Here is a 21,507-nt window from a genome sequence, read left to right as displayed (position 1 = left end):
ATAATCCAAGCGATGGAACTTTCAGCATAGAGAAACTGTCTAAATAGGTAGGAGCCGTTGCGGGTCGATTGTTATACTAAGTATCGAATGAGACGCCTCCTCAATACGGTCGTACTCTTTTTCTGCATTCTCGGAGCCTCGCTGTGGGCGATGCAAAGCTTTGTGTCCAGCTGGGAGCCCCGGCTTCTGTCCGCGCTGGAGCGCCGCGCCGGGAATGTCTTCCATGCCCGCGTTCAAATTGACAGCATTTCCGTCGCCTTTCTTCACCGCCTCCGGCTGAATAACGTTCAGGTCTGGGACACGGAAAAACCCTCCCATTTAATTCTTCGCGCCTCGGATATTTCACTGACCCTGAGCCTGGTTGACGTGCCCCGGGCCCTCTGGCGCAGGCGCCCGCTGGAAGCGATTGGCCTGATTTCGCTCAACACCCCCTGGGTGCGCGGATCTCCCGACATTTTGAAAAACTGGCCGGCCTCCGGTTCGGAACCGAAGCGCTGGCCCATCTTCTTTAAACTGGCCTGGGAACACGGCACGCTCCAATGGATGGACCCCTCGGCCCCGCATGGCACATGGACGCTGTATAAATCCGACGGGGCTTTCAGCGTCCGAGGTCCCAGCATTCGTTTCACCGCCTCCGGTTCTCTGGAGCAGGCGGAAATCGTTCAGGTGCAGCTGGCTCGCCTGGGGAGACACTGGAGCGCTCAGGCCGCCATCACAAACGGAGACGCCTCAACGACCCTGGCGCTGGCACAAAAACTTTCCGCCAAACCGCTGGATCTTTCTTCCTGCACCGTCAGCGGCCGCTACCATTTATCGGTCCAACTGGGCGGTTCGACTTGGCCGCCTCAGCCGGCGTCTGTGGCTGACCGGCTTCGAAAGGCTTCCCTTTCCTTCGAAGGGGTGCAGCTCCGTTTCCGTCCGTCTGATCTGGTTCTTCATCTTCAAGGCCGTTTAACCGCGGACCCTCACCGTCTCCTGGCCAATGGTCTGATGATCACGATGGGTCCTAATCGAATTCACCTTTCCGGCTCGCTGTCACCCCTTGGCCCCACCGGCCGCTGGAATGCCAGCGCCGAAACCCGGGATTTTGATTTGGCTTCTTTATCGGCCTTCAGCATTCAACCGGATCTTCTGCGGGGGCGTGGCGACGCCCAGTTGTTGATCGAGGGGCCTCTCCGGGACCCTCAACTGACGCTTCATGCGAAAGTGCCTGCCGGTGAATTCGCGCACCGATCCTTTCAGGATGGGTTGATCCATTGGCGGTATCAATCGCACCGGTTGGAACTTGTGAAAAGCCAGGTTCATATGCTGGACGGACAAATCCATCTCAAGGGAATGGCATCAAAAACGGAAAGTGATATCTCAGTGACCGGAGAAAACCTTGCCCTGTCACAAGTGTTGCCGGAGCGGTTCAATGGGGCACTGGATGGCCGGCTCCATTTTGCCGGCGCCTTCCATGGACCGATCGACAACGGACGCACCTCCGGATCGTTCTGGATCAACAATTTTGCCTGGGGCTCCTCCGCCCCAACCAACCTCAAAGGGGAAATGGAAATCACGCCCCGGCGATTTCAAGCCCACGCCAGCTCAGAGGATTCCAAAACCCGTTTGACGCTTGAAGGAACAACCGAAGAAAACGAAATGGCGCTCGACCGGCTGGAGCTCCATCTGCCGCAAGGCGCTTCCCTCATCGCTCAAGCGCGCCTGGACAAGGACCGCCGGCTGCAAGGGACCCTCGACGCTGAAAACGTGAACCTCGCTTCGGACATCAACCTCCTGCGGCGGAAACTGCCGGGATTGAAGGGACAGGCCAGCGCGCATGCGGAGCTGTCCGGAACATGGGAGGAACCTGTTCTCAAAGGCGATCTCATGGCGCCATCCCTCACTTTAAACAACGTCCCACTCGGGAAAGCGTCTGCGTCGTTCCTCTATAAACCCGGACGACTTTCTTTTCCTTCTTTCAAGATGGAACCGGGGATCTCAGGGAATCTGGATTACAAAATCGGGTCGATCCCTGTCTGGGATCTTCACGTCACCGCCCAAGGCGCTCCCGCGGCCACCGCCGGCGCTTATCTCATGCCTCGCACAAGCTGGACGGGCTCGCTCTCCGGCCAGCTCACTGTTCACGCGGATGAAGGACTTCAAGGAAAGGGCCGCGTGCTCTGGGAGAATGGCGCCCTGGGACCCTGGCCATTGACCCGCGCAGAAACCTCTTTCATATTTCTACCGGGGTCCCTGACTCTTCAAAAAATGTCCTGCGTTTCCTCTTCCGGAACCGTCAACCTTGAAGGTCATGCCTCCTGGAAGGTCCCGAAACCCGGCGAGGCTGTTTCCGCGGTCCGTTTCCAAGCAAAAGGAGAAGCCCTTTCTCCACAGGACGGAACTCTTTGGAAAGTTCCGCTCGAAGCCACAGGAGATGTTCATCCCGCTGATAATTGGAACGGCCAGGCGGATTTGCGCGCCCCCACCGTATCCGTGCGGCAGCGGACCACGGACGGCGCACGGATGCATCTGGCGTGGGACCGGCAGTCGCTGCAATGGACGAATACGGAATGGGGGAAACAATGGACGTCGAACGGATCCCTTTTGTTCGGCAAGCAATCCCCTTCTGTTCAAGCCCGGCTGCAGGCGCGCCGGGTCCCGCTGACCGAGTGGAGCCAGGAACTGAAGGGCTGGCTTTCCGGCATCTGCACCTGGCGCGGAACGCTCGATCATCCCACCGCTGAGTTTTCCATCAATCTGGAAACCGCCAGTTGGCGGGCGATCCGGTTTCAGAGTACGGTGAAAGGTCAATGGACAGCCGCCCGGCTCCCGCTGACGATTGACGCGACGACCGACCAGGGGGGACAGCTTCATTTTCAGGGCGGGTATGATCCGGCGGCCCGCGACGTCCAGGGGACTCTCTCTCTGGCCAAGCTGCCCCTCCATCCGCTGGGAGAGAGTTTTTCCTTACCCCGGACGCTGGAAGGCCGCGCGGATGGAACGTTTACCGTCCGCGGTCCCATCGACCGTCCCAGCTTCACCGGCCATCTCGAGGGAGGTCCGGTGGTGTACGGATCCAATGTCGCCAACCCCTTTAAGCTGGAAACGTTCTCCTTCGACCTGACCGCCCAACCGTCCCCTGAACGCTACAACGGATTGCGACTCACAATTATGGAAGGCCTGGCCAAGACCCGGGAAGAACGGATCCGCCTGAATCCGGGCAGTTTTGTCGATCTGGTCCGCGACGCTCGGGAGGCGAAAATCCAGGCTGGTCTGGAAATCCGGAATCTTCATCTGGGCGTGTTCACGCTCTTTGGCGGGCTGGATCTTCAGGGTCTCTGGCAGATCCGGCCGGAAGGCATCGCCGTGCGCGGCGATCTCCACACGCGCTCCCTTTTCATCAACGATTATGAATTGGAAGAGGGACTCGTCTCTGTCGACTACTACAACAATGTGCTGCAATTTCATCCGGCCGCCCGCAGCCCGGCCTTGATGACGGGAACGGTGGATTTTCGGCAGGCCCCGCAACTTCATTTCACGGACTTCTTCATTTCAGGAAGAGACCATCAGAGGCTCGAACTCACCGGCGACATCGGGCCTTCCCTGTGGGATTTCCGCATGGCCGGTCACGGCCTGGACATGGGAACGCTGGGCGGCCTGGCGGGATTTCCTTATCCCGTCAATGGAACCGCTGACCTCTCGATCCGCGGGACCGGTGACGCGGCCCATCCGTACGCCGAAGGCACCATCGACCTGCGCCAGGGAAGCGTGCTGGGACTGTCTTTCAGAAACGGCGCCTCGGCCTTTGCCTGGCAGGACGACCGCATCACCTTTACGCGCCTCATCCTTTCTGACCCGGACCGCTACACCCTTTCCGGCACCGGCGTTTTTCCGCTGAGCACGGCCAGCGGGAAAAAGAAGGGCTCCGATCGAACCGTAAACTTTTCTCTGCGCCTGCAGGATTCCAATCTGGGTCTTCTGCAGTCGATTTCCAATCAAGTGAAAAAGGCCAACGGCGATGTCCAAGCGCTCGTCCAGATTACCGGCACCGCCGACCAGCCGCACCTGCGCGGATCGGCCCGGATTATTGACGGCGACATTACGGGCTCCCATTACTTCAAGCGCCTGCATGATTTGAATATGGCGGCAGACTTTGAAGGCGACGAACTGGTTATCCATGAACTGCGGGGACAATCGGGCGAAGGGAAAATTTTAATCGCAGGGAAAATCGCTTTCGCAGGCCTCACCCCGAGAGCCTATGACCTGCACGGGGACGTGGTCTCCCGTAAAGGCATCCAGGTTCAGATCCCGGAGCTGGCCATTCCGGAAAGCCCGCTGGCCAAACGGTTTCGCTTCCTGACCATCTCCTCCTATGGGGATGTCAAAGGCCATGTGATCTTCAAGGGCCCGGCGGAAACACCCGCGTTTTCCGGTGAAGCCTTGATCACGAACGGCCATTTCAGTTTCCCGCCCTCCCACAAGAACCCGCCGCCTCCCGCCCTGATGGAATGGTTCCGGCGGATCGCGTGGGACGTCAATCTGAAATTCCAGGACGGCGCCTGGTTTGAAAATGAGCTGGTTGAGGCCAATCTGAACGGCAACCTGCATTTGAAGGGTCCGAGCGACCGGCTTCGGGTGGATGGCGGCATGGATATCACGGAAGGACAATTCAGCTATCTGGGGGTGGATTTCGCGATCCGCTCCGCGCGCTACGACGTGCGCTCGAGCGACAGCGATCAGGGCATACTCAATACGCCTTACGTTCGCGGCATCGCCGAATCCCAGGTGCAGGCCGTTGACACGGTGAGTGGACAAGCCGGCGGTGGAACGGGGAACCGCCTGGATGTGAACGACACCATCACGCTGACCATCGATTACGCGCCGGTGGATCAGATCAAACCACGGTTCGCCTCGGCGACGAACCCGACGCTCAGCCAAGAAAAACTGCTGGCCCGCGTCACCCAGATCGACACGGGGAACCTCTCGCCCCAGGAACGAAACTATCTTTTTCAACAGCAGATGGTGCGGTTGATCGATACGAGTCTGGCCACACCGCTGGCCAAACGACTGCTCAAACCGACGGGGCTGGTGGACACGGTACGCGTTTCGCGGATTATTAACCCGACAACCATCACCCCGCCGGAAACCGCCGGGGCCACCGCTCAGCAGCAAACCAGCACGAACCTGCTGGCCAACACGAAATACACCTTCGAGAAAAATCTGTCCAGCCGCATCTCCCTCGGCTACGGGGTGCGCTTTGTGGAGGAAACCGTTCCGGACACGCTCCAGAACAAGCTGGATCTCATCAACGACGTGGAACTTTCTTACCGCTGGTTTAAGAATGTTTATGTCCGCGGCGTTTTTGATCTTCCCAACTCCAGCAATCCGGCTTTTCTGCCGGAACGCCGCATCACGATTGAACCCCGTCTCCGCTTCGGCTGGTGGGGAAACACCAACAAAGGCAAAGAAAAGAAGACCCCCACCAAATAGATGTGTCGGCTGTCTCCCCGAGCGCTATAATAATAGAAAGAGGTTGTTCATGCCTGACGATCGTCCATGTCCACGATTTACCTCACTGAAGGGGAATTCGACTCCTCTTTATGCCCCTCCTGACCGACCCAAGCCACCGGTCACGGACGTGCCAGAGAATCTCTCTCACACCGACCGATCTTCAGAGGAAGAGACCGCTGAGCGCACGGTGAAAACCCACAAGTTCTGCCGATAAAGGCTTGTTCCACCGCTTAAATGGGAACAAAACAACTCGACTCACGTCTAACCTGTTGGCTGGTCAAATCCACGAATGTGTTATAATACTGCGATTTTTCAATTTTTTTGATGGAGCCGGTGTTGCGATCACGAAAGGTACTTTTATGGGTGGCGGGACTCATGGTCTTGGGGGCGTCCAAGGTGAAAGCCGTGGATTCAGCCGCGAAAACACCTGCCCCCGATCAAATCTTCGCCGAGTTTAGCTCCTCTGGAACCTCCGCGACACCCGGCCAGACCCCCTCCGCCTCTCCCCAAACATTCCCTGCGCCGGCATTGGGAGGCCTTCCGCTCCCTCCGACTTTCTCGACCAGCAGTTACCAGGCCTCCGGTTCGTCCACGTCCTTTACTCCTGCGCTTGAAGAAAAACACATTTCGCGTTTTGCCAAAATCCTGAAGATCAAGACGGAGGGCAACCGGAACGTTCGCGAACGGGTGATCCTCGCCCAGGCGAAAACCCGAAAAGGCGATCTGTATGACCCGGAAAAACTGCGCAAAGACGTGCAGTCCATTTTCGGACTGGGCAATTTCGACGATGTGAATGTGGATGTTTCCGACATGACCGGAGGCCTTGCCGTCACGTTTCAGGTCGTTGAGAAACCGATGATTAAACGCATTGATTTTAAAGGCAATAAAAAACTCTCCTCCAGCAAGCTGCGCGATGCGATTACGCTGAAAGAAAACGATCCCCTGGATAAGCTCAAACTCACGATGGATATCGATAAAATCCTGACCCTCTATAAGGATGAAGGGTTTGCCGCCGCTCAGGCCGAACCCTTTACCACGAGCGACGCCACCAATCATGTGACCGTAACGTTTTTTGTCACCGAGGGTACGCGGGTCCTCGTGAACGAAGTCATTCTCGACCGGGTGACGGCCTTCAAGCCCAAAAAGATCGCCCGCCTCATGAAGACACGGCGCAAGAAAGTATTCAAGCAGGAAGTTCTCACGGAGGACCTGAAAGAAGTCGTCAAGTTCTACAAGAACAACGGTTATCAAAACATCAAAATCGGAGAGATCAAGCAGGTTTTCAACGAAGACAAGACCCGCTTGACCCTGACCCTTCCGATCGACGAAGGCCCGCTCTTCCATTTCGGTGCGGTGCGGTTCTCCGGGAATCTCATTTTCCAGAATGACAAGTTGCAGCCGGCGGTTCAATTCAAACCGGGCGAGATTTTTAACCAGGACAAAATGGATTCGGCCATCGCCAAACTACAGGACGTCTACGGCGCGCAGGGTTATATTCGCGTCCAGGTGAAACCGGAATTTGCGCAGGATGCCGCCAAAGGAATCGTCGATACGGAATTTCAGATGACGGAAGGGGAAGTGGTCTACGTGGATCATATCGGCGTTGAAGGAAATGTGCACACCAAAGATTTCGTCATCCGCCGCGAAGTTCAGCTGAAGGAAGGCGAACCGTTCAGCTCTGTCAAGGCCCGCAAGAGCGTGGAACGTCTCTATAATCTTGGCTTCCTGGACAATGTCGATGTCGACGTTCAACAACCCAGCTCGCCGAATAAAGCGGACGTGATCTTTACGGTCACGGAAGGCAAACCCGGCATGCTCTCCGCCGGCGCCGGTTACTCTTCCGTCGACCATCTCATCGGGACGTTCCAGATCCAGCACATCAATTTTTTGGGACGCGGCCAACGGCTGAACCTCATGTGGCAGTACGGCGGCCGGCTTAACAGCTTTGATCTGGGCTGGACCGAGCCGTGGATGCTCGGCAAACCCGTCACCTTCGGAGTCGATATCTTCAACACCAAGCGCATCCAGCAGCTGGGGACCCTCTCGAATGCTTACACAACCCACGATATCGGCAGCAGTCTGACCGTCGGACCCCGTTTTTCCGACATTTATAGCCTCCACTTCACCTATACGTTTGCCAACCGGCTGCGGTCCGACGTCGCCAACGATATCGTGACCCGCCAAGCCGTTCTGGGGACGGGCTGCGCCGCGGATCCAAACTGCAACGAATTCCATGCCATTAACTCCAATCTCACACAACAATTCGTGCGGGACACGAGGGATAATCAATTTGATCCCCAGCGGGGGATGCGAAACTCCTTCGCGGTGACCGAAGGCGGGATTTTCCCGGCCAACGCCATCCGGTTTTACAAACCCTACATCGATCAGAGCATCCATATCCCGACCTTCTGGAAATTTGTCCTTTCGCTTCACGGCCAATTCTCCTGGGTGAGACCCTACGGGGACTCCACCCGTTCCGACATCGTGGATGAACTCTACCGGGTGGGCGGCAGCGAGACGGTCCGCGGCTATGATCTGGGTCATGTCGGTGTCCTGGAGGGCGGCGAAATCATGAACGTGTATAATGTAGAATACAAATTCCCAATCGCCCCGGATGAACATGGCCGCACGCTCTTGCAGGGGGTGTTTTTCTACGATGTGGGGGGGTCTTGGAACCGTTTCAAAGACATCGATTACCGCATCGGGACATCTCATGCCGGCCTGAAGTCAGGCGTTGGATTTGGCATTCGCTTTAAAACCCCTGTGTTCCCGTTGCGGCTGGACTGGGGACACGCACTGAATCCCGATCCCGGAGAAGCGCAATCTCAGTTTTATTTCACAGTGGGAAGCCTATTCTAATGATGCGACGATCGTCACGAACGGTTTTGATCCTCTCCAGCCTCCTGTTGCTTTCTTGCGGGAGGAGCCGTGCCGTCGAAATTCCGCTCGACACCATTTCACCCCTCCGGATCGGCTATATCGATCTGCAGCGGGTCTTTGATACCTACCCGGAAAAATCGTTTGCCGAAGGGGACTTGTTGCGTGAGATTGAAAAGCGCAAGCGCGAGCTGGGCCGCCGGCAGAACGAAATCGGCACGTTGCGCGAACAAATTGCGGCCGATGATTCGGCTCTGGTGAAGGCCCGAACCGGCCAACCGGTCCTGGTCCCTTTCAATAACATTCCTGAACCGGAACCCACAAAACCCGCGGCGGCGGCGGCGACACCGCCGGCTTCCAGCACGAGCACCGTCCGGACCAGTTCCGCAACGGCGGTTGAGCCCTATCCAACCGAAGATCCTCTGGCCGGACTTCCGGGGCACACGGACATCGCCTCGACACTCCTGCCCACACCCCCAACTTTACCGGGGATCAAACCGTCACCGGCCAAACCGGTTCCGACCCTCCTGGATCTATTGGCCGGAGCCACCGCACCCGTTGTCCTTCAAGCCGATGCGATTTCCGCGCTGGAGAACCGCATCCAGAAAAACCGCCGGGCCCTGGACCGCGCCACGACCTCCTTTAAATCCTTCCGCACCAATGCGGTCGGCGACATGAAACAGCTGCAGACCGAAAAAACCTATGGGGTGATGTCTAAGATTTACGCTGTTCTGCAGACGCTGGCGCGGGATGAGAATATTACGGTCGTCATCGATAAAGCCTATATCCTTTACGGCGAGGAGACCGTTGATCTCAGCGATAAACTCATCAGCCGCCTGCAAGCGGAGGCGATGTAATGGCCCGTCTACAGGCGCGAGACATCGCTCAAGCGGTTGGAGGGGAGCTCCAGGGAGACGAAAATCGTTTCGTCGAAGGAGCCGCCGGACTGGAAGAAGCCGGTGAACACCAGATTTCGTTTTTTCATAACCTAAAATACAGCGATGCCTTAAACCGGACCAAAGCCGGGGTGGTGGTGATCCCGGAGAAAACAAACGGCTTAACCCTGCCCGAAGGAAAAACGTGGATACGGGTCTCTAATCCGCAAGGGGCTTTTGCTCAAATCCTCGGTCTTCTGGGCAAGGACCGGCAGCGTCCTCCGCAAGGCATCCACCCTCAATCCAGCATTGATCCAAAAGCCCAAATGGGGGCCACTGTCGGCGTCGGCGCTTTTGTTGTGATCGAAGCGGGAGCGGTCATCGGTTCCGGAACCGTTCTGTATCCTGGATGCTACATCGGAGCCAACAGCCACGTCGGAGAGAACTGCATCCTTTACCCGAATGTGACCCTTCGCGAAGATGTCGAGGTGGGTTCTCGCGTCATTATCCACGTGGGAGCGGTCCTGGGCGCCGATGGGTACGGATTCGCCACCCAGAACGGCCAGCACCATAAAATCCCGCAAATCGGCCGGGTGGTCGTGGAAGACGATGTCGAAATTGGCGCCAATGTCACGATTGATCGCGCCACCACCGGAGAAACCTGCGTCGGCGCAGGAACAAAGATCGACAACCTGGTCCACATCGCCCATAATGTGCGGATTGGCCGCCACTGCCTGATCGTCGCGCAGGTTGGCATATCCGGATCAACCCGTATTGGCAACAACGTCACGCTGGCCGGCCAGGTCGGAGTGGCCGGTCATCTGACCATCGGAGACGGGGCCGTGATCGCCGCGCAGTCCGGCATCATGAATAACGTCAAACCCGGAGAGGTCCTGTTCGGCAGCCCGGCTCGGCCGCACCGCCAGGCCATGAAGCTGCAAGCGATTTACGGGAAGCTCCCTGAAATATACGACGCCTTGAAGCTCCTGAAAAGAAAATTCGGCTTATAACCGCTCAAGATAAAGGACGCCATGGAAATTCAACACACGATCGCCCGGGAAGCCGATGTTCAAGGCATCGGCCTTCACACCGGAAACCTCTGTAAGGTTGTTTTCAAACCGGCTCCAGCGGGGACCGGAATCGTTTTAATCCGGACTGACTTGCCGGGGAATCCATCCGTCCTGGCCCATTACTCGAACATCCTCGGAGTCATCCGGGGGACAACCGTCGGCAACCCAGCCATGCGGGTACATACCATCGAACACATGCTCTCGGCGCTCTATGCCTTGGGTATCGACAACGTTTTCATCGAGATGAATGCCAATGAGCCGCCGGTGCTGGACGGATCGAGTCTCGGTTTTTTCGACGCGTTAAATGAAACCGGTCTTCAATCCCTCGGCGTACCGCGACAGATTTTGAAAGTGACAGAGCCTTTTGAATACCGGGGCGGCGAGACGGGAATTCGCGTGGAACCCTCCGAGGACCTGCGGCTGACCGCGTCCATTGTCTACAACCATCCGCTCATTCAGGAACAACAGATGACCGTCACCATCCAGCCCGACACGTACCGCACCGAGATCGCTCCGTGCCGCACATTCTGTTTTGATTACGAAGTGGAAGCGCTCAAAAAACAGGGATTGGCCAGGGGGGGGTCTTTGGACAACGCGGTGGTCGTCGGTTTGGACCGCATTCACAACAAGGAGAAGATGCTGCGTTTCCCTGACGAGTTCGTCCGCCATAAGATCCTGGATCTCCTCGGCGATCTCTACCTTCTGGGTTGCCGGCTCAAAGGCCATGTCATTGCGCGGCGGCCCGGCCACGGACACAATACGAATTTTATCAAACAACTGGCTGAACACCTATTGAACAAGGAGTTATCATGTCAGAAACCGTCCTAGATTTTGAGGCCATCCGGAAGATTATTCCGCATCGTTTTCCATTTTTACTGGTCGATCGCGTTACCATTACGGAACCCGATAAGCGCGCTGTCGGTTTGAAATGCGTTTCCGGCAATGAGCCTTTTTTTCAGGGACACTTTCCGGATCGTGCGATCATGCCCGGCGTCCTGATTGTCGAGTCCATGGCGCAGGTGGCCTGCGCGTTGTTTCTGTCGAAGCCGTCGTTCAAGGACAAACTGGCCTTCTTCATGGGCATGGAAGAGATCAAATTCCGAAAACCCGTTGTTCCGGGCGACCGGCTGGAGATTAAGATTGAAATGCTGAAGGTGCGCGACCGCTTTGGGAAAGCCAAGGGTGAAGCCTATGTGGAAGGACAGCTGGTCACCGAAGCCACATTCAGTTTCGCCATCGTCGATAAGGAAAACGCAACGGCATGAATACCGTGATGACTATTCATCCAACCGCCATTATTCATCCGACCGCACAAATCGCTGATGGGGTGATCATCGGTCCCTACGCCGTCATCGGTGAAAACGTTGTGCTGCACCCTCGGGTACGGATCGGGCCTCATGCCGTGGTGGAGTTTGCCGACGTGGGGGAAGCCTGCCAGATTCATGCGGGCTCTTTTATCGGCACCGCTCCTCAGGATTTGAAGTACCGCGGCGAGCGCACGCGGGTCAGCTTGGGTCCCGGCTGCGTGATCCGCGAATGCGTGACGCTCAACCGCGGAACCGCCGCCACCGCGTTGACCCAGATCGGCGCCCGCTGTCTGTTTATGGCCTATTCGCACGTGGCGCATGACTGCATCATCGGATCGGAAGTCATCGTCGCCAACTCCGTGGCCATCGCCGGTCACTGCGACGTCGGAGACGGTGCGATCATCGGCGGCATGGCGGGCATCCATCAATTTGTCAGAATCGGGAAACTGGCCATGATCGGCGCCGGCGCCATGGTCCCGTTGGACATCGCCCCCTTTACGATGGCGCAGGGGGACCGCGCCAAACTGCATGGATTGAATTTGATTGGTTTGAAGCGTCGCGGTTATTCGACGGAAGCAATCGCTGATTTAAAAAAGGCTTATCGCGAATTGTTTGACGCCACCATCCCGCTCAAGGAACAAATCGAACACATGATGAAGCAGGAGCGGACACCGGCTGTCCGGGACCTGCTTTCTTTCCTGCAAGCCAGCACCCGCGGCATTTGCCGCCCTGCCTCCAAAAAAAACGCTGTTGAGGAAGACTAACGTGGGAGATGTCTCTTCCCCAGGCGTTGACAAAAAAATCGGCCTGATCGCTGGCCAGGGTGCCTTCCCGATCTACTTTGCCGAAGCCGCTCACCGGCGCGGCGAGAAAGTGATCGCAGTCGCGCTGAAGGAAGAAGCGGATCCCTCCATCGAGAAGCATGTGGATGCGGTCACCTGGTTATCGTTGGGACAACTCGGGAAAACCATCGAGTATTTTAAAACACAGGGCGTCACCCGGGCCGTCATGGCCGGACGGGTCCGGCACACGCAGCTTTTTCGCGGGATTGTGCCCGATTGGCGGGCGGCCAAACTGCTGACGTCCGTCGCCAACAAAAAGGCCGCTTCGATTCTTTCCGCGGTGACAGACGAGTTTAATAAAGACGGCATCGCGTTTTTGCCTTCTACCACTTATTTGGACAACTGGCTTTGTCCCGACGGTCTTTTCACGAAACGACGCATGACTTCAGCGGAAGAAGCGGATGTCGCGTTTGGCTGGCCGTTGGCCCGCGCCCTCGCCGGTCAGGACATCGGGCAAACGCTGGTCGTTAAAGATAAAACGGTGGTGGCCGTGGAAGCCATGGAAGGAACGGATGATTGCATCCGACGCGCCGGCCGGGTCGCAGGGGACGGCTGCGTGGTGATTAAAGTCGCCCGCCCCAAACAGGATCTTCGCTTTGACATCCCGGTGGTCGGCGCGCGGACGCTGGCCTCGATGCAGGAAGCCGGCGCACAGGTTCTGGCGCTGGAGACCGGGAAAACGCTCCTTCTTGAAAAAGAAAAACTCATTGAGATTGCCAATGCCTCTGAGCTCACTCTTACGGGTCTTCACCTCTAGGAAACCCCTTGAGGCCCGCTTCCCGCGGATCCGCGTCGGACTCATCGGCGCCGGACGCATGGGTCAGTTCCATGCCCGACATCTGGCACGGAACCCTCAGGTCGCTCTGGTAGGGGTGGTGGACCCCAGCGCGGCGCACAGCCGGCTGATCTCTAAGAAATTCCGGGTGCCGGCCTATCCCGATCCCTCCCAATTGATCGGCCATATGGATGCGGCTATTATCGCCACGCCGACACCCACGCATTACACCATTGGTAAACAGCTTCTGGAGGCTGGGATTCCCTGCCTCATCGAAAAACCGCTCACCGCCACCCTGCCGGAGGCTGAAGAGCTCATCGCCATCGCGGAACAGCGCGGAGTGATCCTGCAGGTCGGCCATATCGAACGGTTTAATCCGGCGGTGATTGCCGCTGCCAACTATATCGTTTCGCCGCAGTTCATCGAAGTCAACCGGCTGGGTCCCTATGATCTGCGCGTCGCCCATATCGGCGTGGTAATGGACCTGATGATCCATGATCTCGATATCGTTCTTTTTCTCGTGGGGCAGGAGATCACGCGGGTGGAAGCGGTGGGAGCCCGCGTCCTGTCGGACCACGAAGACATCGCCAAAGTGCGTCTGTATTTTGCGGGCGGCTGCATCGCGGACTTGTCGGCGTCCCGGGTCTCGATGGAACGATACCGCCGCATTCGTGTTTTCCAGAAGAACGCTTATCTGTCGATCGACTACGCCGCCCCACAGCTCAAGATTTACCGCAAGAAGCATCCGGTGGTGAAAAGTTTTTCCGACGTCGAATTTCTGAAACCCAAACTGGCCAAACAGGACCCGTTGGCCCTGGAACAGAGTCATTTCCTCGAGTGTGTGCGGGAGGGGAAAAAGCCGCTGGTCTCCGGGTATCATGGCCGCGACGCCTTACGCCTAGCCAGAGAAGTTTTGCAGAACCTCAAAATTCATGACTGACGCTTCTTCAAAAAATCATTTTCTGATCGTGGCCGGAGATCCTTCCGCAGACCGCCATGGCGCGGCTCTGGTTCAAGCCCTGCGCCGACAGCGGCCGGGCGTGCGGATTTCCGCTCTCGGAGGGGACCATCTGAAGGAAGCCGCCGATCATTTTATCTATCCCCTGGTGGGGCTGGGGGGATTCGGCTTCTGGGAACCGCTGATGAAGCTTCCTCAACTCTGGGTGGCTCTAGGGAAAATCAAACGATTGTTTCAAGAAGACCGCCCTGATCTGGTTATTCCGATGGACTACTACGGCTTCAATATCCACGTGGCTCGAAGCGCCTATGCGAAAGGCGTCCCGGTTGTTTACTACATCAGCCCGCAAGTCTGGGCCAGCCGCTCTGGACGCATTCGAAACCTGGCCACGATTATTCGCCGGATGCTGGTGATCCTGCCGTTTGAGGAAACGCTTTACCGCAGCGCCGGTGTGCCGGTCACCTTCGTCGGACATCCCCTTTTAGAAAAAGTACCGGCGCCAGCGGACCTACCTACCGGTCAGGCAGGTCCGCCCACAGGACCAGCCCGGATCGGCCTGTTGCCGGGATCCCGCTGGGGAACGATCCAACGGCATTTGCCGATCCTTGTTGAAACAGCCAGACGCCTGAGAGAACGGCATCCGGAGGCGGAGTTTCTGATGTTTAAACCCGCCGAAATCGACGAAGCGCGGTATCGTCCTGACTTGACCGGCGCGCCCTGGATCCGGCTTGTGACCGACGCCGATTACCGGGAGCGTCAAACGCTCCGCGTCGCCCTCTCTGTCTCAGGCACCGCCGCCCTCGAAAACATGCTTCTGGGAATTCCCATGGTCATCCTCTACCGCCTGTCCGCACTCAGTTACCAGGTGGCCCGAAGGATTATTACGGTTCCGTTTATCGGCATGCCCAATATCCTCGCCGGGCGTTCGATCGTCCCCGAATTGATCCAGGAGGCCGCCACCCCGGACCGCCTAGCCGAAGCGGCTGAACGCTTTTTGCAAGAGCAGACCCTCTGGGAGCAAACGCGAAACGGACTGATGGATCTTCGCCAATCCCTCGGTCAGGGCGGAAGCGAGCGTGCGGCCACAGCGATTCTGCAGGAGGTTCATCCATGACTATCTACAAACGGCTTTTGAAGTACCTCCGTCCCTATCTCAACCGGCTGATCGTTGCCGTCCTCTGTATGGGCGGTGTCGCCGGATTGAATGCGTTGCGCATTTATCTGGTCAAGCCGCTGCAGGACAAAGTCTTTATCGGCCATGATCTGAGCATGCTGAAGAATCTGCTCTGGTGGGTCCCGCTGATTTCGGTGGTCCTTGGATTTCTTTCGTATGCGCAAAATTATCTGATGGCCTATATCGGCCAACGCGCGATTACAGACATCCGCAAACAACTCTTTGACCATCTGCAGAGCTTGTCGATGGATTTTTTCAGCGCCACCTCCTCCGGGAAGGTCGTGGCCCGATTCACCAATGATCTCACCGCTCTCCAGCAAGTCATCGCCCGCGCACCGATTTACTGTATCCGCGACGGACTGACCGCTCTCTGCAACATCGGATTGATCTTCTATTTGAACTGGAAATTCGCCCTGATCACCATGTCGATTCTGCCCTTTTCAGGAGCCATTATCGTCAAATTGGGAAAGATTCTGCGCCGCGTCGGGCATAAAGGGCAGGAACAGATGGGGGAATTGTATTCGGTGCTGAATGAAAATATTCAGTCTGCGGCGGTGGTGCGCGCCTACACCGCCGAAACGCTGGAGTCCGAACGCTTTCACCGTTCCAACCTGCGTTTTCAGGACCTCAACCTGCGCTTTGCGCGGGCCGACACGTTGTCCAGTCCCCTGATGGAGATGGTCGGTGCGCTGATTCTTTCTTTTCTTTTATGGAAAGGCGGCAACGATGTGATTCATGGAGTCTGGACAGCGGGTTCTTTTGTCGCTTTTATCACGTATGCCGTGATGACCTATCGCCCGCTCAAAAACTTTGCCGAGTTGAATGCCCAACTGCAGCTGGGTCTCGCTTCTTCGGAGCGCATTTTTGAACTGATGGATCAACTCCCGACCGTACGGGAACAGGCCGGCGCCCAGTCCCTGGACGCTTTTTCAAAGGCGATTTCCTATAAAGAGGTATCCTTCCGCTATCCGCAATCGCATCCCGGTACGACGGAAACCGGACCGCACACCGAACACCGCTGGGCGCTTCAAGGGGTTGATCTCACCATCCAGCGAGGGGAAGTGGTGGCGCTGGTAGGTTCTTCCGGGGCCGGGAAGTCGACCCTGGCACTACTCCTGCCGCGTTTCTATGACGTGACCTCCGGCCGTGTCAGCGTTGACGGGATTGACATCCGGCGTGTCACGCTGGATTCGCTTCGCCGGCAGATTGGCCTCGTCACACAGGAAGTGTTGTTGTTCAACGAGTCGGTCCGTTACAACATCGCTTTCGGTAAACCCGGCGCCTCCCAAGCGGAGGTGGAAGCGGCCGCCCAGGCCGCCAACGCGCATGAATTCATCAAAAGACTGCCGCAAGGCTACGACACCGTCATAGGGGAACGCGGTGTGCGGCTTTCCGGCGGTGAACGCCAGCGGCTCTCCATCGCTCGCGCCCTGTTAAAGAATCCTCCGATTTTAATCCTGGATGAGGCCACCTCGTCTCTTGACGCGGCGTCCGAACGACTGGTGCAGGAAGCTCTGGAAAGGCTCATGGAACACAGGACCGCGCTGGTGATTGCCCATCGCCTGTCAACGGTCCAGCGAGCAGACCGGATTGTGGTTTTGGAGCAGGGCCGCATTATTGAAGAAGGAAACCACGCGGCTCTTTTGTCCAAGCAAGGGACTTATTTTAAACTACATAACCTTCAATTACTCCATTAATGAAAATACTTTTCTTTTACAGCGTCATCGCTTTTCTAACAACCCTCTCCGGTAGTTTACTGCCCATGCTCAAAGAGGAGTGGACTAAAAAGCATCTTTGGCGCCTGCTCGCTTTCGGGTCCGGAGTCCTTCTCGGGATTGCTTTCCTTAAACTGCTGCCGGAAGCCTTTTCACTGGCAGGGAACACCGCTGGATTGTCCATTCTGACGACGTTCGTCCTTCTTTTCGCGGCGGAAAATGTGACGATGGTTCACACCTGCGAAGAGTTTCTGGAACCTCCGAAATCGCCCCTGATGCCGATCAGCGCTCTAGCGGCGCTGTCCCTGCACGCGGGCATCGACGGCATGGCTATCGGCGTCGGGCTTCGTCAGAACGTCCTGCTGGGGAGTGTGATTTCGCTCGGCGTGATTCTGCATAAATTCTCGGATGGCCTTACCTTGACGAGCCTTCTGCGCGCCGCAGGTTACTCCAGATTCATGGAATGTATTCTGGCCGTTGCCCTGGCATTTTCCACGCCGCTCGGCGCTTTCGCCAGCTTTCTCTGGGCCGGACCGCAATCCTCGACGGTGATCGGCATTGTTCTGGGCGTGGCCGCCGGCTCCTTCATCTACATCGGCGCCGCCGACCTCTTACCGCGGCTTCATGATGCCCACGACCGGTACTGTCTGTTCTTTTTTGTGCTTGGAATTGTGGTCATTGGTTTTTTCGCCTGACGAAATTACTAGAATACAAATAGTCGTCATCCCCGCAGGCCGTAGGCGGGGATCCATCATTGAGGTCTAGATCCCCCGCCAGTAACCGCGGGGGATGACGGTGAAAAATGTTATTCTGGATCAAATATCTCAAAGGACTGCTTCAAACCCTGAACGACGACGTCTCTCCCAATGAAATCGCCGCGGGCGTTGTGTTTGGCGTCATGATCGGACTGATTCCCAAGGGCAACCTGTTGGCGCTCTCCTTGTCGATCCTCATTATGATCTTCCGCGTCAACGCCGGCATGGCCGGGGCGGCCATTGTCGTGTTTTCGATTCTGGGACACCTCACGGATCCTTTCTGTGAAAAGTTTGGATTCTGGCTTCTCTCGGGCGTTCCGCTATTCAAAGGCTTCTGGACTTTTCTCTACAATACCCCGATTATTCCTTTTACATCTTTCAACAATACCCTCGTGATGGGGAATTTCGCCGTTGGCCTTCTTCTGGCCCTGCCGGTCTTTTTCGGCATGCGCGCATTCGTAGTCACCTATCGAACCCGCTACCGGGAGCGGGTGATGCAGTGGAAAATCATGAAATTTCTGAAGATTCACGAGTTTTTTGACCTCTACCATCGATGGGTTCAGCGCCCATGATCCGCCGGAAAACCGTTCTCCCAACGCTGATTCTGCTGCTGGTCGGCTTCCTCCTGGCGGTATTCTGTCTCGATCCCTTCGCCAAATGGGCGATGATCAAAGGCGGTCAGAGCGTTTTCGGCGCCCGCGTGTCGATCGATTCCGTGACGCTCAGCCTCCGTCACAGCTCCCTGCGCATTCGAACCCTGGCGGTGGCGGACAAATCCGAACCGATGAAGAATTTATTCCAGTTTGATGAAGCGGTTTTCGCCTTTCGAACGCTTCCGCTTCTGGAAAAGAAAGTCATTATTGATGATGCCTCGTTGAAGGGACTGCGGTTCGGGACTCCGCGAAAAACATCGGGAGCGCTCTGGCGGGAAGAGACCCGCCCCGGCTTTGTGGCCAAGGCCGCCGGCAAGCTCTGGGGACAAGTTGAGACGGTTTCCCTTCAGAAGTTTGAAGGCGCGAAGCAGAGGGTGGATCCAAAAACCCTCGTCAATCCGGACAAGCTCGCCTCGATGAAAGCGGCGGAGAAAACCAAAGAACAAATTCAGAAGCTCCCGGAGGATCTCCAGAAACAGATCAATCAGCTCAATGTCTCCCAGCGGACCGACGCGCTGCAGAAACGCATCCAGGCGCTCGGTCAGGGCGGAAATGATCCGTCGGCTCTCCTTCAAAAGGCCGGGGAAGTGAAAACGCTTCAAACGGACCTGCGAACCCTTAAGATCGACGTGGCGACGGCCCAGTCCAGCGTGACGGAGCGCATTCAGTCGGCTCAGGGCCTGATTGAAGACGTCAAAAAAGCACGGGAAGAAGACTGGAAGAATTTACGTTCGACGCTTTCGCTTCCGACGCTGGATAAAGAAACCATGGCGAACGCGCTATTCGGTCCGTCGGTTGCGCAATGGATGGAGCGGCTGCTGGGTTGGATTCAAACCGCCCGGCAGTACATGCCGTCCAAACCCCAAAGTCCTCCGCCGCCGCCCCGCGGACGCGGCCGCACTATCGAATTTCCCCGGCACAACGTGCTGCCGCGCTTCCTGCTGGTGAAAGCGGAACTGTCGGGCGAAATCGGACAGGAACGGCCGTTTGGATTTTTAGGAACACTCACCGGCGTGACCACCAATCCAGCGCTCTACGGCAAACCGGCCACGTTTGATCTTCAGGGATCCCGAGACGGCTGTCTGCTAGCCGCGAAAGGGGTTCTCAACCACATTCACGATACCCCGATGGATTCCCTTCAGATCACTTACGACGGCTTCTCTCTCAAGGATTTGTCCTTCGGGCAAGCCCACTCGATGGCTTTTGGACTTCGCCAGGGGACCGGCCGGACACGCGCCGTGGCGATCATCCAAGGGGACAAATTGATCGGCAGCGCGGATGTGCAGGCCAGCAACCTCGTTTTGGACCCGCACATTGATTTTCAATCCAGCTCAGCGATGGCTCAGCGGGCGGCCCAGGCTGTGACGTCGTCTCTGTCCGCCGTAAAATCACTGACGGTCGGCGTCGGCCTTTCCGGCACGCTGGAGGCTCCGCAGTTTACCGTCACCTCGAACATCGGAGGCGTTGTGGCTGACGCGATGAAGAACGCTCTGGGTTCGGAACTGGCCTCTCAGGAAAAGGCTCTGCGCGCGGAACTGGATCGTCAGACGGATGGGAAAATCAAGGAACTGCAGGGCATGGCCAACGATTTAAGCCAGAAATATCTTTCTCAGTTCTCCGCCAACAACAAGGTCATCGATAATCTGCTGAACCAGGTGAAAACTCAAGCCGCACATTCCGTCCCCGGCCTCGGCGCCAAACCCCTCGACTCCTTCAAGGGTCTCTTCGGCCATTAATCGCCGTTTCAATCCCTCCCGCCGAAATCCTCTGGGTTAAGAAGACTGACCCGGCCGAATTCGCCGTCGTAACCCGGTTGGACGCGGACGTCTCTCTGGCGCATCCGGCGGATCGCCAGGGCCAGGAGAGGGAATCCCTCGGTCTCAAGGCTCTCGAAAGGCAGGTGACGCAGAATATGGAACTCATTGCCGAACCGGTTCAGTAACCGGTGATAGGCTTGATCGACTTTCTTGCTGCTGGAACCCACCTGAAGCGTTTGCGATAAAATTTCTTTGAGCGGGATGAGACTCTCGTAACCGGGCTTTCCAGGCGGCCGTTGTCCGGGCTTCCGATCCGCCAGTTTTTCCACCCGGTGAAGAACACCCACGGTTACAGGCTTGTGGCAACGGGGACAAAGCCCCTGATGGCGACGGGTTTCCTCCGGAGACAGCCGCGTTTCGCACGAACGGTGGCCGTCGACATGATACTTGCCCTCTTCCGGGAAGAATTCCAAAGTCCCCAGGAACCGCGCCGGATCTCGTTCCCGGATCGCGCTGAAAATCCCTTGATAGGAGAGCTCGGTCTGGAGCCGATTGGCTTCCCGCCCGAGTTTCTCGGGCGAGTGCGCATCCGAGTTCGAAATCAGGGCCAGACGATCCAGCTGGGATAACTGCCAGTTCATCGCAGGATCGGACGAGAGACCGGTTTCAATCGCAAAAATATGCGGCGTCAGATCGTCGAAGCACTCTTCGAGCGAATCAAAACCCGACGCTGAACCAAAGATGCCGAAGTGCGGCGTCCAGGCATGCGCCGGGATCAGGACCGCCTGATCGGACACCTCCAGAACGATCTCCAGCAAATGCCTGGCGTCCAATCCGAGAATCGGGCGCCCGTCGGAGCGGATGTTGCCGATTTTTTCAAGCCGGGCATTCAGCACCGCCGCGGCCTCAAAGGAGGGGACAAACACCAGCAGATGAACCTTCCGGACCCGGTTACCCTTCTTGTAGATGCAGCTGATTTCTACCTCGAGCAGGAAACGGACCGGGGCCCGGCACGAGGGGGGGAGTTTCGGATCAACCGCCTTCTCGATTTCGCTTTTGAGCCGGAAAAGCCCAGGTTCCGCCGGCGTCAGTTTTTCCCGAAGCTTCCGCAGCCAGGCCGGATGGGTAAAATCACCGGTTCCCAGAATTGTGATTCCCTTGAGCTGGCACCACCGGTAAAGGGACTCCGGATGAAGGTCCCGGCTGCAGGCGCGGGAGAGATACGAATGAATATGGAGGTCGGCCATCAGTTCCAT

General features: G+C 57.1%; 15 protein-coding genes. 14 read left to right on the top strand and 1 reads right to left on the bottom strand.

Annotated features, from left to right (window positions below; translation table 11 throughout):
• Positions 1-87: 87 nt before the first annotated feature.
• From WC859_01265 to WC859_01200, 14 genes are all read left to right on the top strand, one after another.
• Positions 88-5,472 (top strand): translocation/assembly module TamB domain-containing protein, encoded by a 5,385-nt coding sequence (locus tag WC859_01265; protein ID MFA5974780.1) that lies wholly within the window; start codon positions 88-90, stop codon positions 5,470-5,472.
• A gap of 357 nt (positions 5,473-5,829) precedes the next feature.
• Positions 5,830-8,352 carry an outer membrane protein assembly factor BamA gene (bamA, locus tag WC859_01260; GenBank protein ID MFA5974779.1) on the top strand — a complete coding sequence of 841 codons (2,523 nt, stop codon included), beginning with the start codon at positions 5,830-5,832 and terminating at the stop codon, positions 8,350-8,352.
• The gene (locus WC859_01255; GenBank protein MFA5974778.1) at positions 8,352-9,227 is read left to right on the top strand and encodes an OmpH family outer membrane protein; all 876 of its coding nucleotides are present in this window, start codon (positions 8,352-8,354) and stop codon (positions 9,225-9,227) included. The genes bamA and WC859_01255 overlap by 1 nt, the downstream gene beginning before the upstream one ends.
• Positions 9,227-10,255 (top strand): UDP-3-O-(3-hydroxymyristoyl)glucosamine N-acyltransferase, encoded by a 1,029-nt coding sequence (lpxD, locus tag WC859_01250; GenBank protein MFA5974777.1) that lies wholly within the window; start codon positions 9,227-9,229, stop codon positions 10,253-10,255. The genes WC859_01255 and lpxD overlap by 1 nt, the downstream gene beginning before the upstream one ends.
• A gap of 21 nt (positions 10,256-10,276) precedes the next feature.
• Positions 10,277-11,143, top strand: a complete 867-nt coding sequence (lpxC, locus tag WC859_01245; protein ID MFA5974776.1) for a UDP-3-O-acyl-N-acetylglucosamine deacetylase — start codon at positions 10,277-10,279, stop codon at positions 11,141-11,143.
• Entirely contained in the window at positions 11,125-11,580 is a 456-nt protein-coding gene (gene fabZ / locus WC859_01240) for a 3-hydroxyacyl-ACP dehydratase FabZ (protein ID MFA5974775.1), read from the top strand. The genes lpxC and fabZ overlap by 19 nt, the downstream gene beginning before the upstream one ends.
• The gene (gene lpxA, locus WC859_01235; protein ID MFA5974774.1) at positions 11,577-12,386 is read left to right on the top strand and encodes an acyl-ACP--UDP-N-acetylglucosamine O-acyltransferase; all 810 of its coding nucleotides are present in this window, start codon (positions 11,577-11,579) and stop codon (positions 12,384-12,386) included. Before fabZ ends, lpxA begins: the two co-directional genes overlap by 4 nt.
• A complete protein-coding gene (lpxI, locus tag WC859_01230) occupies positions 12,373-13,221 on the top strand; it encodes a UDP-2,3-diacylglucosamine diphosphatase LpxI (protein MFA5974773.1) in 849 nt (282 codons plus the stop codon). The genes lpxA and lpxI overlap by 14 nt, the downstream gene beginning before the upstream one ends.
• The gene (locus WC859_01225) at positions 13,184-14,179 is read left to right on the top strand and encodes a Gfo/Idh/MocA family oxidoreductase (protein ID MFA5974772.1); all 996 of its coding nucleotides are present in this window, start codon (positions 13,184-13,186) and stop codon (positions 14,177-14,179) included. Before lpxI ends, WC859_01225 begins: the two co-directional genes overlap by 38 nt.
• Positions 14,172-15,311: a lipid-A-disaccharide synthase gene (gene lpxB, locus WC859_01220; protein MFA5974771.1), complete on the top strand. Its 1,140-nt coding sequence runs from the start codon at positions 14,172-14,174 to the stop codon at positions 15,309-15,311. Before WC859_01225 ends, lpxB begins: the two co-directional genes overlap by 8 nt.
• Positions 15,308-17,068, top strand: coding sequence for an ABC transporter transmembrane domain-containing protein (locus tag WC859_01215; GenBank protein ID MFA5974770.1), 1,761 nt, complete (start codon positions 15,308-15,310; stop codon positions 17,066-17,068). The genes lpxB and WC859_01215 overlap by 4 nt, the downstream gene beginning before the upstream one ends.
• Positions 17,068-17,781, top strand: coding sequence for a ZIP family metal transporter (locus WC859_01210; protein MFA5974769.1), 714 nt, complete (start codon positions 17,068-17,070; stop codon positions 17,779-17,781). Before WC859_01215 ends, WC859_01210 begins: the two co-directional genes overlap by 1 nt.
• 107 nt (positions 17,782-17,888) lie before the next feature.
• Positions 17,889-18,413, top strand: coding sequence for a TIGR03546 family protein (locus WC859_01205; protein MFA5974768.1), 525 nt, complete (start codon positions 17,889-17,891; stop codon positions 18,411-18,413).
• Complete coding sequence (locus WC859_01200; GenBank protein MFA5974767.1) at positions 18,410-20,230, top strand: TIGR03545 family protein; 1,821 nt, start codon at positions 18,410-18,412, stop codon at positions 20,228-20,230. The genes WC859_01205 and WC859_01200 overlap by 4 nt, the downstream gene beginning before the upstream one ends.
• An 8-nt stretch (positions 20,231-20,238) precedes the next feature.
• Here WC859_01200 and WC859_01195 read toward each other — a convergent pair whose 3' ends face one another.
• The gene (locus tag WC859_01195) at positions 20,239-21,507 is read right to left on the bottom strand and encodes an endonuclease Q family protein (protein MFA5974766.1); all 1,269 of its coding nucleotides are present in this window, start codon (positions 21,505-21,507) and stop codon (positions 20,239-20,241) included.

The organism is Elusimicrobiota bacterium (genome assembly GCA_041660185.1).
Lineage (GTDB): Bacteria > Elusimicrobiota > Elusimicrobia > 2-01-FULL-59-12 > 2-01-FULL-59-12 > JBAZWU01.
This window is presented reverse-complemented; position numbering and strand designations above follow the sequence as displayed.